9 protein-coding genes and 1 riboswitch are annotated in these 13,475 nt (G+C 71.5%); of the genes, 3 read left to right on the top strand and 6 right to left on the bottom strand.

Features of this window, described 5'->3' with window-relative positions; translation table 11 throughout:
- Window positions 1-190: 190 nt before the first annotated feature.
- Window positions 191-1,201 (bottom strand): polyprenyl synthetase family protein, encoded by a 1,011-nt coding sequence (locus MXD57_RS14785; RefSeq protein WP_250401878.1) that lies wholly within the window; start codon window positions 1,199-1,201, stop codon window positions 191-193.
- 536 nt (window positions 1,202-1,737) lie between these two features.
- Window positions 1,738-1,924: riboswitch (cyclic di-AMP (ydaO/yuaA leader) on the top strand.
- Window positions 1,925-1,927: 3 nt separating this feature from the next.
- On the opposite strand from MXD57_RS14785, the gene MXD57_RS14790 reads away from it, so the two are divergent.
- Window positions 1,928-2,413, top strand: a complete 486-nt coding sequence (locus MXD57_RS14790) for a transglycosylase SLT domain-containing protein (RefSeq protein ID WP_250401879.1) — start codon at window positions 1,928-1,930, stop codon at window positions 2,411-2,413.
- 47 nt (window positions 2,414-2,460) lie between these two features.
- Here MXD57_RS14790 and MXD57_RS14795 read toward each other — a convergent pair whose 3' ends face one another.
- The gene (locus MXD57_RS14795) at window positions 2,461-3,288 is read right to left on the bottom strand and encodes an HAD family hydrolase (protein WP_250401880.1); all 828 of its coding nucleotides are present in this window, start codon (window positions 3,286-3,288) and stop codon (window positions 2,461-2,463) included.
- Between the two features lie 341 nt (window positions 3,289-3,629).
- On the opposite strand from MXD57_RS14795, the gene fahA reads away from it, so the two are divergent.
- Together fahA and MXD57_RS14805 are read left to right on the top strand one after the other, a co-directional pair.
- A complete protein-coding gene (gene fahA / locus MXD57_RS14800; protein WP_250401881.1) occupies window positions 3,630-4,847 on the top strand; it encodes a fumarylacetoacetase in 1,218 nt (405 codons plus the stop codon).
- Between the two features lie 206 nt (window positions 4,848-5,053).
- Complete coding sequence (locus tag MXD57_RS14805) at window positions 5,054-5,992, top strand: M56 family metallopeptidase (protein ID WP_250401882.1); 939 nt, start codon at window positions 5,054-5,056, stop codon at window positions 5,990-5,992.
- A 133-nt stretch (window positions 5,993-6,125) separates the two neighbouring features.
- Here the strand turns inward: MXD57_RS14805 and recQ are convergent, their stop codons facing one another.
- The 4 genes from recQ to nuoL form a co-directional block, all read right to left on the bottom strand.
- Window positions 6,126-8,141, bottom strand: a complete 2,016-nt coding sequence (recQ, locus tag MXD57_RS14810) for a DNA helicase RecQ (protein WP_374114696.1) — start codon at window positions 8,139-8,141, stop codon at window positions 6,126-6,128.
- A gap of 207 nt (window positions 8,142-8,348) precedes the next feature.
- Window positions 8,349-9,998: an NADH-quinone oxidoreductase subunit NuoN gene (gene nuoN / locus MXD57_RS14815; protein WP_250401884.1), complete on the bottom strand. Its 1,650-nt coding sequence runs from the start codon at window positions 9,996-9,998 to the stop codon at window positions 8,349-8,351.
- Window positions 9,995-11,566, bottom strand: coding sequence for an NADH-quinone oxidoreductase subunit M (locus MXD57_RS14820; protein WP_250401885.1), 1,572 nt, complete (start codon window positions 11,564-11,566; stop codon window positions 9,995-9,997). Before MXD57_RS14820 ends, nuoN begins: the two co-directional genes overlap by 4 nt.
- Before the next feature lie 5 nt (window positions 11,567-11,571).
- Complete coding sequence (gene nuoL / locus MXD57_RS14825; RefSeq protein WP_250401886.1) at window positions 11,572-13,467, bottom strand: NADH-quinone oxidoreductase subunit L; 1,896 nt, start codon at window positions 13,465-13,467, stop codon at window positions 11,572-11,574.
- Window positions 13,468-13,475 lie beyond the last annotated feature (8 nt).

Raw genomic sequence — 13,475 nt, forward strand, 5'->3', positions numbered from 1 at the left:
AGCCGCCATTCTCACCCGAATCGGTGAGGAGTGGTGATTTCCGTGGTTTCCATATGACCAAATCGGCCGTGAGGAAGCGTCAGACCGTGGCACCAAGTCCGTGTACGCCTGGGGTATGACACCCGAGGGCGGTGCCTCCCCCGACCCGTAGGGGTCGGGGGAGGCACCGCCCTCGGCCGCGGTCAGGGGCTCAGCCGGCCCGGTGCACCACCGCGTCGCACAGTTCGAGCAGCGCCGCCTTGGCGTCGCACTCCGGCAGCGGGGCCAGCGCGGCGCGCGCCTCCTCCGCGTAACGGACGGTGTCGCGGCGGGCCTGCTCCAGCGCGGGGTGGGCGCGGAGCGCGGCCAACGCCTCCTCGAGCCGCGCGTCGTCGCCGAGGTCGGAGTCGAGCAGTTCGCACAGCGCGGTGTCCTCGGGCAGCCCCCGTCGGGCCGCGCGCTCGCGCAGGCGGAGCACGGGCAGCGTCGGGATGCCCTCGCGCAGGTCGGTTCCCGGGGTCTTGCCGGACTCGCGCGCGTCGGAGGCGATGTCCAGGACGTCGTCCGCGAGCTGGAAGGCGACCCCGAGCCGCTCGCCGTACTGGGTGAGCACGTCGACGACCCTCTCGTCGGCGCCGGACATCATGGCGCCGAACCGGCAGGACACCGCCACCAGGGAGCCGGTCTTGCCGCCCAGCACGTCCAGGTAGTGCTCGACCGGGTCGCGGCCGTCCGAGGGGCCCGCGGTCTCCAGGATCTGGCCGGTGACCAGCCGTTCGAACGCGAGGGCCTGGACCCGGACCGCCTCGGGGCCGAGGTCGGCGAGGATCTGGGAGGCGCGGGCGAAGAGGAAGTCGCCGGTGAGGACCGCGACGGAGTTGCCCCAGCGCGTGTTGGCGCTGTCCACCCCGCGCCGCACGGAGGCCTCGTCCATGACGTCGTCGTGGTACAGCGTGGCCAGGTGGGTCAGCTCCACGACCACGGCCGACGGCACCACGCCGGGCGCGTAGGGGTCCCCGAACTGCGCGGCGAGCATCACGAGGAGCGGCCGGAACCGCTTCCCGCCGGCCCGTACGAGGTGCTGCGCGGCCTCCGTGATGAACGGGACCTCGCTCTTGGTGGCCTCGAGCAAGCCTTCCTCGACAGCCGTCAATCCGGCCTGGACATCGGCTTCCAGAGCCTGGTCCCGCACGCTCAGCCCGAACGGCCCGACGACGGTCACGAGGGGTCTCCTGTCTGCTGCTGTCTGATGGCGGTTACACGGTTTGTCGATAGGTCGCTGCCCTCACTCAAGTCAGCGTATCCGGTCCTGTTTCGATCACCGAGGGCGCCCACCGGTCCGGCACGGAGGGCATCGGACCGAGGTCGGCACACCGCCGACCACCCGATAATACGGACATTAGGCCCCTTAATATTCCTTTTACGACGCGTAGCAAATCGGCCATACGGCATCTCGCGAGGCACCCCGCCCCCGTTTCCCCCTCCCGCCCCCAAATCCCTCATGTCTGATTTGGAATACTTTGCTATTTCGTGAATTGGGTCACGCGCCCCGGTCGGCGCACAGGGCCCGACCTCCCCCCACCTCCCCTTGCCCCATGGGCGAGTTGAGCGTTGGCAGTAGCAAAGGATCAAGCACCCAAAACGGAACAGAACAAGGTCAACTTGGCCTTTACGTGAATCCGACACTTGTTCCGGACATGTGCTCTCGCATACGTTCCCGGCCAGCCGAGCGGAACGCCGAATCCTGCCGCCGCCCGGCACCACCCATCGACGAACCAATTCGTACGGCAGGAGCGGGGGACCCAGGTAAGTTCGCCGGACCGGACGACCCATGTCGTCACCGGAACGGCAAGGGGTGAAGTCGTGCCGCCTCGGGGGCGGCACGGCCGGGCACCTCCCCGCCCGAACCCGACAGCTCACCTCGCAGGCGACGGAGAGGAACGTCCCCATGCCTGCCTTCGCCCTGCCCCGCCGCGTCCGCACCAGCCGCCTCGTCCGCAAGCTCGCCGTCCTCGGCACCGGTGCCGCCGTGCTCGCCCTTCCCGTGGTCGGCGCGACCAGCGCCTCCGCGGCCGACTCCACCGGCTCGACCGGCACCACGCTGGCCGGATACCCGAACAACCTCGACGGCTGGATCCGCGAGTCCCTCGCGATCATGGCGGAGAAGCACATCCCGGGCACCTACAACGGCATCCACCGCAACATCATCCGCGAGTCCTCGGGCAACCCGCGCGCCATCAACCTGTGGGACTCCAACGCGGCCAAGGGCACCCCGTCCAAGGGCCTGCTCCAGGTGATCGACCCGACCTTCAACACGTACCACGTGGCCGGGACGGCGTTCGACCCCTACGACCCGGTCGCCAACATCACGGCCGCCTGCAACTACGCGGCCGCCCGCTACGGATCGATCGACAACGTCTTCGGCGCCTACTGACCGGCACCCGCGGCGGGCGCCACCTGACCGGCGCCCGCCGCGGGCCGCTACCCGTGTCCCGGTCGGCCGGCCGGGAACAGTCCTTCGAGGACGACGGCGACGCCGTCGTCCTCGTTCGACGTCGTGACCTCGTCCGCGACCGCCTTGAGCGCGGGATGCGCGTCGGCCATGGCGACCCCCCGGCCCGCCCACTCGAACATGGGGATGTCATTGGGCATGTCACCGAAGGCCAGGGCCCGTTCGGCGGCGATCCCCAGATGCCCGGCGGCCAGTGCGAGACCGGTCGCCTTGGTGACCCCGCAGGGCTGGAGTTCCACCGTGCCCGGCCCCGACATGGTGACCGTGGCCAGCGAGCCGACCGCCGCGCGCGCGGTCGCGGCCAACTCGTCGTCGGACAGGGCGTGATGGCGCAGCAGCACCTTGCTGATGGGCTCGCGCCACAGGTCGTCGCGCCGGCCTACCCGTACGGCGGGCAGGGTCGGGTGCGGCATCAGGTACCCGGGTTCGATCAGGGTGAGCCCGTCCACGCCGTCCTGGTCCACGGCCGCGAAGACCTGCCCCACCTCGGCCTCGATCTTGCCGATCGCGGCCTCCGCGAGTTCCCGGTCCAGCCGCACCGACCACAGCAGGCGACCGGTGCCGGCGTCGTACACCTGCGCTCCCTGGCCGCACACCGCGAGCCCCGTGCAGCCGAGGGCGGCCAGGAGCGGCCGCACCCGGGGGGCCGGGCGGCCCGTCACCACCAGGTGCCGGGCACCGGCCCGCGCCACCCGCTCCAGCGCCGCCAGCGACCGGTCGGAGACGCTGTCGTCGCCGCGCAGCAGCGTCCCGTCCAGGTCGGTGGCGATCAGTGCGTATGCGGGAGGTGCGGCCATGATCAGAGAATACGGACCGCGCTCCTCGCCGACTCACCCGGTTCCCGCGGGACTTGGCGCCCCCTCCCGGGGCGCCACCCCCCGGCGGTGACCGTTCCTCGGGTCCCGGCCGCGAGCCGCGGCCGGGTGCCTCTCCTTCGGGCCCCGCCCGCGTCACCCGAAGGGCACCGCGCCGTGAGCGCCACCCTCGACAGGGGCATGCGGGCATTGCGAACTCTTCGGACATCGGACGGACACCCCCTGCGGCACTGCCCAAGACACCCGTCCCGGCCGTAACGTGTGGCGCGATCACATGGAACGCATCGCCACGCATGGCCCGGATGAGAGTGAGGCAGCACCCCATGCCCCCCTTCGACGTCCCCGAGGGCGACCCCTTCGGCCCGCACAACCTTCCCTACGGTGTGTTCTCACCCTCCGGCAGCACGGAGCGCAGGGTCGGTGTCCGGCTCGGTGACCACGTCCTCGACGCGGGCGCCGCGGCCGCCGCCCTCGGTTCGCCGTACGTCTCCCTGCTCGCGCAGGCCACCCTCAACCCGCTGCTGGCCGCCGGCCGCACGGCCTGGTCGGACGTGCGGCGCGCGCTGACGGCGTGGGTGACCGTCCCCTCGCACCGGTCGACGATCGAGCCGCTGTTCCACCCCCTGTCGTCGGTGACCCTCCACCTGCCCTTCGAGGTCGCGGACTACGTCGACTTCTACGCCTCGGAGAACCACGCCCGGAACGTCGGCCAGATCTTCCGCCCGGACGCCGAGGACTCCCTGACCCCCAACTGGAAGCACCTGCCGATCGGCTACCACGGCCGCTCCGGCACGGTGGTCGTCTCCGGCACGGACGTCGTCCGCCCGTCGGGGCAGCGCAAGGGCCCCGGCGACCCGGCGCCGGTCTTCGGGCCCTCGGTCCGGCTGGACATCGAGGCCGAGGTCGGCTTCGTGGTGGGCACGCCCTCCGAACAAGGCACGCCCGTCGCACTCGGCGACTTCCAGGAGCACGTCTTCGGTCTGTGCCTGCTCAACGACTGGTCGGCGCGTGACATCCAGGCCTGGGAGTACGTCCCGCTCGGCCCCTTCCTCGGCAAGTCCTTCGCCACCTCGGTGTCGGCGTGGATCACCCCCCTGGAGGCGCTGGAGCACGCCCGCGTGACGCCCCCCGAGCGCACGCACCCCCTGCTGCCCTACCTGGACGACGCCGCACCCGGCATCGAACCCGGCGGCTACGACCTGCGGATCACCGTCACGATCAACGGTCACGCGGTGTCCGAGCCGCCGTTCTCCACCATGTACTGGACCGCCGCCCAGCAGCTCGCGCACATGACGGTGAACGGCGCTTCGCTGCGCACCGGCGACCTGTACGGCTCGGGCACGGTGAGCGGCCCGGCGCAGGACCAGCGCGGCTCGCTGCTCGAGCTGACCTGGAACGGCCGCGAACCGCTCGAACTCCCCGAGGGCAAGCGCGCCTTCCTGGAGGACGGGGACGTGGTGACCCTCTCGGCGTGGGCGCCGGGTCCGGACGGCGGCCGGGTCGGGCTCGGTGAGGTCGCCGGGCGGATCGTGTCGGGCTGAGGCACGGCCCGCGGGGGCCGGCGGGACCACGTGCCCGCGGGAACGGGGCCAACTGGACCCGCCGGAGGCGATCCCCGCCGGACACCTGACCAGAACCCCGTGTCCCCGTCATACTGGCGGGGACACGGCTTCACCCGAGGCGCCCCGGGCACGTCCCCGGCGCCACCCGACACCCGCATCTCTCCGAGACGAACCGGAGCCCCGGCATGACGGTCTGCCTGCTCCTGCTGAGCGTCGTCGCCCTGACGGCCGCCGTACCGGCACCGCGTGCGCTGACCCGGGCCGACTGGACCGAGCGGGAGCCCGTGGTCGCCCTGTGGGTGTGGCAGTGCCTGGTCGCCACGGTCCTGCTGTGCTGCCTGACCGCGCTGGTCCTGGGCGCGGCGGCCGTCTTCCACACCGTCCGCGACCATGTGTTCGCCCCCGCGCCGCCCGCCGTCACCGCCGCCTACGACCTGTCCACCGCGCCGGTCTGGGCCGTGGCCCTCACGCTGCTGCTGGCCTGCGGGGCCGCCTGGACGACGGCGATGCTCGCCCGGGAACTCGCCGAGGCCCGCAGGCGCCGCGGCCAGGCCCGGGCGCACCTGCGGGAACGCGCGCCCGATCTGCCCGCGGGGCTGCCGGCGACCCGCGGCCCGATGCTGGTGCTGGAGGACGAGTACCCGGACGCCTGGTGGATGCCCGGACACCCGCCCCAGCTCGTCGTCACCACCGGGGCGCTGCGCCGCCTCACCGGCCGGCAACTGGACGCCGTCCTGACCCACGAGCGCGGCCACGCCCGCGCCCACCACGACTGGCTGCTCCACCTGTCCACCGCGCTGGCCGCGGGCTTCCCGGGCGTCCCGCTCTTCGCCCACTTCTGCGACCAGACGCACCGCCTGGTCGAACTGGCCGCCGACGACACCGCCTCCCGCCGCTGCGGGCACCTCACCACCGCCCTCGCCCTGATCGAGCTGAACCAGCACCGCGGCGTGCTGTCCTGCGCCTCCAGCCACCGGCTCCTCGGCGAGCGGGTGGACCGGCTCCTGGAACCCCCGCCGCGGCTGCTGCGCCGGCACCGGGCGCTGACCACCACGGTGGCCGCGCTGGTGCCGTTGCTGCCGCTGCTCATCACCTTCGCCCCGGGACTGACGGCGCTGTCCTGACCGCGGCGGACCCGTGGCCGCACCGGAGCGGAACAGCGGCGGCACAAGGTGTCCGGCGCACCAGCGGCCGGCGTCCCCGGACGCGGGGTCCGGGGACGCGCCGCGGTACGACGGCCGCCGCACCCGGTGCGCCCTACGCCCAGTCGTCGGGCTCCGGCTCCTCCGCCCGCTCCGCCCAGTCGTCCTCGGGGGCCTCCTCGGCCGCGGCGGAGGGGACGGCGGCCGCCGCGGAGGTACCCGCCGAGCCGGGCTCCCGCAGGGAGTTCAGCACCTCCAGCACGCCCTCCCCGTAGGTCGCCAGCTTCTTCTCGCCGACGCCGCCCACCGTGCCCAGTTCCCGCACCGAGCCGGGCCGGCAGGTGACGATCTCCCGCAGTGTGGCGTCGTGGAAGATGACGTACGCCGGGACGCCCTGCTCCCGGGCCCGTTCGGCGCGCCAGGCGCGCAGGGCCTCGAAGGCGGGGAGGAGCTCGCCCGGCAGCTCGGCCGCGGCGGCCTTGGCCTTGCGCTCACCCCGGCCCGAGGAGGAGCCCCCGCGTGAGGCGGCCGGCTTCTTCGGCTCCTTGCGCAGCGGCACCTCCCGCTCGCGGCGCAGCACGGATCCGCTGGCCCCGGTGAGGACGAGCGTGCCGTACTCCCCCTCGACCGCGAGCAGTCCCTGGGCGAGCAACTGCCGGATGACGCCCCGCCATTCGCCGTCGGTGAGGTCCTCGCCGATGCCGAAGACGGAGAGCTGGTCGTGGTCGAACTGGATGACCTTGCCGGTTCTCTTGCCGAGCAGGATGTCCACGATCTGCACGGCACCGAACTTCTGCCCGCGCTCCCGCTGCAGCCGCACCACCGTGGAGAGCACCTTCTGCGCGGCGACCGTGCCGTCCCAGGTCTCGGGCGGGGTGAGGCAGGTGTCGCAGTTGCCGCATCCCGCGGTGCCGGGCTCCTGCCCGAAGTAGGCCAGGAGCTGGCCGCGCCGGCACTGGGCGGTCTCGCACAGGGCGAGCATCGCGTCGAGGTGGGCGGCGGCCCGGCGGCGGAACGCCTCGTCGCCCTCACCGGACTGGATCAGCTTGCGCTGCTGTATGACGTCGTTGAGGCCGTAGGCCATCCAGGCGGTGGAGGGCAGTCCGTCGCGGCCCGCGCGGCCCGTCTCCTGGTAGTAGCCCTCGACGGACTTGGGCAGGTCGAGGTGGGCGACGAAGCGCACGTCCGGCTTGTCGATGCCCATGCCGAAGGCGATGGTCGCGACCACGACCAGGCCCTCCTCGCGCAGGAACCGGGACTGGTGGGCCGCGCGCGTGGCGGCGTCCAGGCCCGCGTGGTACGGGACCGCCTCGATTCCGTTGCCGCTCAGGAACTCGGCGGTGCGCTCCACCGAATTGCGGGAGAGGCAGTAGACGATGCCGGCGTCGCCCGGGTGCTCCTCCCGCAGGAAGCCGAGCAACTGCTTCTTGGGATCGGCCTTGGGCACGATCCGGTACTGGATGTTGGGCCGGTCGAAGCTCGCCACGAAGTGGCGGGCGTCCGGCATGCCCAGGCGCTGGGTGATCTCCTGGTGGGTCGCGTGCGCGGCCGTGGCCGTGAGGGCGATCCGCGGAACGTCCGGCCAGCGCTCACCGAGCATCGCCAGGGCCAGGTAGTCGGGGCGGAAGTCGTGGCCCCACTGGGAGACGCAGTGCGCCTCGTCGATCGCGAAGACGGAGATCTTGCCGCGGGAGAGCAGATCGAGCGTGGCCGCCACGCGCAGCCGCTCCGGTGCCAGGTACAGCAGGTCCAGCTCACCCGCGAGGAACTCGGCCTCTACCACGCGCCGCTCGTCGAAGTCCTGGGTGGAGTTGATGAAGCCCGCTCGCACGCCGAGCGCGCGCAGGGCGTCCACCTGGTCCTGCATCAGCGCGATCAGCGGCGACACCACCACGCCCGTACCTGGTCTGACCAGGGACGGGATCTGGTAGCACAGCGACTTGCCGCCGCCGGTCGGCATGAGCACGACGGCGTCGCCGCCCGCCACCACATGCTCGATGACCGCTTCCTGCTCGCCCCGGAAGGCCCCGTACCCGAAGACCCGGTGCAGTGTGGCCAGCGCCTCGCTGTCGGCCGTGCCCGGCCCCTCGGTCATGTGTGGCATCTCCCTGATCCCGCCCGTCGCGCCCATCGCCCGGTCCCCGTGTCCTGTCCCCCGTGCGTGGTCCTTCGACCACTGCGTCCACGATAGGCGCCCGCACCGACACCTCCGCGGTTGTCCACAAGCGGATCGTGCACCGTCCCGCTCGCCGGCCGCGGTCCGCCGGCCGGCGCCGCCCGCACGCGCCGGGGCCCGGTCCGCGTGAGGACCGGGCCCCGGCGACGGGCGTGGCGGGCGTCAGCGCACGAACACGCTCGCCTGGTTCGCCAGGTCCAGGAAGTACTGGGGCGCCACACCGAGCACCAGCGTGACCGCCACGCCCACGCCGATCGCCGCCATGGTCAGCGGCGAGGGCACGGCCACGGTCGGCCCCTCGGGCCTGGGCTCGCTGAAGAACATCAGCACGATCACCCGGATGTAGAAGAAGGCGGCGATCGCCGAGGAGATCACACCGACCACGACCAGCGGGGCCGCGCCGCCGTCCGCCGCCGCCTTGAACACGGCGAACTTGCCGGCGAACCCGGAGGTCAGCGGGATGCCCGCGAAGGCCAGCAGGAACACCGCGAACACGGCCGCCACCAGCGGTGAGCGGCGGCCGAGCCCGGCCCACTTGGACAGGTGGGTGGCCTCGCCACCGGCGTCGCGCACGAGGGTCACCACCGCGAAGGCGCCGATCGTCACGAACGAGTACCCGGCCAGGTAGAACAGGACGGACGACACCCCGTCCTTCGAGGTGGCGATGACACCGGCGAGGATGAACCCGGCGTGCGCGATGGACGAGTACGCCAGCAGCCGCTTGATGTCGGTCTGCGTGATCGCGACGATCGCGCCGCCCAGCATGGTGATGACGGCCACCGCCCACATGACCGGCCGCCAGTCCCAGCGCAGGCCGGGCAGGACGACGTACAGCAGGCGCAGCAGCGCGCCGAACGCCGCGACCTTGGTGGCCGCCGCCATGAAGCCGGTCACCGGGGTGGGCGCGCCCTGGTAGACGTCGGGCGTCCACATGTGGAACGGCACGGCGCCGACCTTGAACAGCAGCCCCATCACGATCATGGCGCTGCCGATCAGCAGCAGCGCGTCGTTGCCCATGGTGCCGGCCAGCGCCGGGTCGACGCCGGTGACCGTGCCGTCGACGACCTGTGCGATGCGCCCGTACGACATCGAGCCCGCGTAGCCGTAGAGCAGGGCGATGCCGAACAGGGTGAACGCGGAGGCGAACGCGCCGAGCAGGAAGTACTTGACCGCGGCCTCCTGCGACATCAGCCGCTTGCGGCGGGCCAGCGCGCACAGCAGGTACAGCGGCAGGGAGAAGACCTCCAGGGCCACGAACAGCGTCAGCAGGTCGTTGGCCGAGGGGAACACCAGCATGCCCGCGATGGCGAAGAGCAGCAGCGGGAAGACCTCGGTGGTGGTGAACCCGGCCCGCACCGCGGCCTTCTCGCTGTCGCTGCCGGGCACGGAGGCGGCCTGCGCGGCGAAGGAGTCGACCCGGTTGCCGTGCGCCTCCGGGTCCAGGCGCCGCTCGGCGAAGGTGAACAGGCCGACCAGGCCGGCCAGCAGGATCGTGCCCTGCAGGAACAGGGACGGTCCGTCGACCGCGATCGCCCCCATCGCCGCGATGTGCGCCTTGGTGGTGCCGTAGCCGTTCGCCGCGAGCGCGACGACCGCGGCGAACGCGGCGCACAGCGACACGACGGAGACGAACACCTGCGCGTAGTAGCGGGACCTGCGCGGGACGAACGCCTCGACGAGCACCCCTGCCAGTGCCGCGCCGAGCACGATCAGGGTCGGCGCGAGCTGTCCGTATTCGATCTTCGGCGTGTCGATCTTCGAGATCGGGTCGGCCGCGGTTGTCCACAGGCTGTGGACGGCTGTTGCGCTCACTTGGCCGCCTCCACCTCGGGCTTGGGGTCGGTCGTGTGTACGTCGGACATGGTCTGTCTGACCGCCGGGTCGACGATGTCCGTGACGGGCTTCGGGTAGACGCCGAGAAGGATCAGCAGCACGATCAGCGGTCCGACGACCACCAGTTCGCGCACGCGCAGGTCGGGCATCGCCGACACCTCGGGCTTCACCGGGCCCGTCATCGTCCGCTGGTACAGGACGAGGGTGTAGAGCGCGGCGAGGACGATGCCGAAGGTGGCGATGACGCCGATCACCGGATAGCGCGTGAAGGTGCCGACCAGGACCAGGAACTCGCTCACGAACGGCGCGAGGCCGGGCAGCGAGAGGGTGGCGAGGCCGCCGATCAGGAAGGTGCCGGCGAGCACCGGGGCGACCTTCTGCACACCCCCGTAGTCGGCGATGAGCCGCGAGCCGCGCCGGGAGATCAGGAAGCCGGCGACCAGCATCAGGGCGGCCGTGGAGATGCCGTGGTTGACCATGTAGAGCGTCGCGCCGGACTGACCCTGGCTGGTCATCGCGAAGATGCCCATGACGATGAAGCCGAAGTGCGAGATCGACGCGTAGGCCACCAGCCGCTTGATGTCCCGCTGGCCGACGGCGAGCAGCGCGCCGTAGACGATGCTGATCAGCGCCAGTACGAGGATGACGGGCGTCGCCCACTTGCTGGCCTCCGGGAAGAGCTGGAGGCAGAAGCGGAGCATCGCGAAGGTGCCCACCTTGTCGACGACCGCCGTGATGAGCACGGCGACCGGGGCGGTGGACTCCTGCATGGCGTTGGGCAGCCAGGTGTGCAGCGGCCACAGCGGCGCCTTCACCGCGAAGGCGAAGAAGAAGCCGAGGAACAGCCAGCGCTCGGTGCCGGTCACCATGTGCAGCGAGCCGTTCGCCCGCGCCTGCGCGATCTCCTGGAGGCTGAAGTTCCCGGCGACCACGTAGAGGCCGATCACCGCGGCCAGCATGATCAGGCCGCCGACCAGGTTGTAGAGCAGGAACTTCACGGCCGCGTAGGACCGCTGGGTGGAGGCCGCCGCCTCGCCGTGCTCGTGGGCCCGGTCCCCGAAGCCGCCGATGAGGAAGTACATCGGGATGAGCATGGCTTCGAAGAAGATGTAGAAGAGGAAGACGTCGGTGGCCTCGAAGGAGATGACCACCATGGCCTCGACGGCGAGGATCAGCGCGAAGAAGCCCTGGGTGGGCCGCCAGCGGCGGCTCCCGGTCTCCAGCGGATCGGCGTCGTTCCAGCCGGCCAGGATGATGAACGGGATCAGCAGTGCGGTCAGGGCGAGCAGCGCCACCGCGATGCCGTCCACGCCCAGCTCGTACCTGACCCCGAAGTCCGCGATCCAGGCGTGGGACTCGGTGAGCTGGTAGCGGTCGCCGCCCGGGTCGAAGCGGATCAGGACGGTGATCGCCAGGGCGAGCGTGGCGAGCGAGACGACCAGCGCCAGCCATTTCGCGGCGGTGCGCCTCGCGGCCGGCACGGCGGCCGTGGCGACCGCCCCGAGGGCGGGGAGCGCCGCCGTCGCTGTCAGCAGGGGAAAGGACATCGGTATCAGACCGCCCTCATCAGCAGGGTCGCGGCGACCAGGAGTGCCGCGCCGCCGAACATCGAGACCGCGTAGGAGCGGGCGAAGCCGTTCTGGACCCGGCGCAGCCGTCCGGACAGGCCTCCGACGCCGGCCGCCGTGCCGTTGACGACGCCGTCGACCAGGGTGTGGTCGACGTACACCAGGGAGCGCGTGAGGTGTTCGCCGCCGCGCACCAGGACGACATGGTTGAAGTCGTCCTGCAGCAGGTCGCGCCGGGCGGCCCGGGTGAGCAGCGAGCCGCGCGGGGCGACCACCGGGACGGGCTTGCGGCCGTACCGCGCCCAGGCGATGCCGACGCCGACGACCAGGCAGACCAAGGTCGCACCGGTGATCGTCGTGGCACCGATCGGCGAGTCGCCCTCACTGTGGCCGGTGACCGGCTCCAGCCAGTGCAGGAAGCGGTCGCCGAGGTGGAAGAAGAAGCCGGCGAAGACCGAGCCCACGGCCAGCACGATCATGGGGATCGTCATGGTCTTCGGGGACTCGTGCGGGTGCGGCTCGTGGCCCTGGGCGTCCGGCTGCCAGCGCTTCTCCCCGAAGAACGTCATCAGCATCACGCGCGTCATGTAGAAGGCGGTGATGGCCGCGCCGAGCAGGGCCACGCCCCCGAGGATCCAGCCCTGGGTGCCGCCCTTGGCGAAGGCCGCCTCGATGATCGCGTCCTTGGAGTAGAAGCCGGACAGGAACGGGAAGCCGATGATCGCGAGGTATCCCAGTCCGAAGGTGACGAAGGTGATCGGCATGTACGTGCGCAGGGCGCCGTACTTGCGCATGTCGACCTCGTCGTTCATGCCGTGCATGACCGAACCGGCGCCCAGGAACAGCCCGGCCTTGAAGAAGCCGTGGGTGACCAGGTGCATGATCGCGAAGACGTAGCCGATGGGGCCGAGGCCCGCGGCCAGCACCATGTAGCCGATCTGCGACATGGTCGAACCGGCCAGCGCCTTCTTGATGTCGTCCTTGGCGCAACCGACGATCGCACCGAAGATGAGCGTCACGGCGCCGACCACGGTGACGGCGAGCTGGGCGTCGGGCGCCGCGTTGAAGATGGCGCCGGAGCGGACGATCAGGTAGACGCCCGCGGTCACCATGGTCGCGGCGTGGATCAGGGCCGAGACCGGGGTCGGGCCCTCCATCGCGTCCCCGAGCCAGGACTGCAGCGGGACCTGGGCCGACTTGCCGCACGCGGCGAGCAGCAGCATCAGGCCGATCGCGGTGAGCCTGCCCTCGGAGGTGTCACCGGTGTGGCTGAGGACGGGACCGAAGGCGAAGCTGCCGAAGGTGGTGAACATCAGCATGATCGCGATCGACAGGCCCATGTCGCCGACCCGGTTGACCAGGAAGGCCTTCTTCGCGGCCGTCGCGGCGCTGGGCTTGTGCTGCCAGAAGCCGATGAGCAGGTACGAGGCGAGGCCGACGCCCTCCCAGCCGACGTACAGCAGCAGGTAGTTGTCGGCGAGGACCAGCAGCAGCATCGCCGCGAGGAACAGGTTCAGGTAGCCGAAGAAGCGGCGGCGCCGCTCGTCGTGCTCCATGTACCCGACCGAGTAGAGGTGGATGAGCGAGCCGACGCCCGTGATCAGCAGCACGAACGTCATCGACAACTGGTCCAGGCGGAAGGTGACGTCCGCCTGGAAGCCGCCGACCGGGATCCACGTCCACAGGTGCTGGGTCAGGGTGCGGTTCTCGGCGTCCTTGCCGAGCAGGCCGGCGAAGAGGACCAGGCCGAGCACGAAGGAGGTGGTCGACAGGAGCGTGCCGATCCAGTGGCCCACGGCGTCCAGCCGCCGGCCGCCGACCAGGAGGACGGCCGCTCCGAGCAGGGGCGCCGCGATGAGCAGCGCGATCAGGTTGTCCACGATTCTTC

The sequence above is a fragment of the Streptomyces cellostaticus genome (assembly GCF_023630175.1).
GTDB lineage: Bacteria > Actinomycetota > Actinomycetes > Streptomycetales > Streptomycetaceae > Streptomyces > Streptomyces cellostaticus_A.

What these genes read in the sequence shown, in the direction of transcription:
- MXD57_RS14790 (WP_250401879.1), top strand. Translation starts at nt 1,928, where the DNA reads ATGCCTGCCTTCGCCCTGCCCCGCCGCGTCCGCACCAGCCGCCTCGTC.
- MXD57_RS14795 (WP_250401880.1), bottom strand. Translation starts at nt 3,288, where the DNA reads ATGGCCGCACCTCCCGCATACGCACTGATCGCCACCGACCTGGACGGG.
- fahA (WP_250401881.1), top strand. Translation starts at nt 3,630, where the DNA reads ATGCCCCCCTTCGACGTCCCCGAGGGCGACCCCTTCGGCCCGCACAAC.
- MXD57_RS14805 (WP_250401882.1), top strand. Translation starts at nt 5,054, where the DNA reads ATGACGGTCTGCCTGCTCCTGCTGAGCGTCGTCGCCCTGACGGCCGCC.
- recQ (WP_374114696.1), bottom strand. Translation starts at nt 8,141, where the DNA reads ATGGGCGCGACGGGCGGGATCAGGGAGATGCCACACATGACCGAGGGG.
- MXD57_RS14820 (WP_250401885.1), bottom strand. Translation starts at nt 11,566, where the DNA reads ATGTCCTTTCCCCTGCTGACAGCGACGGCGGCGCTCCCCGCCCTCGGG.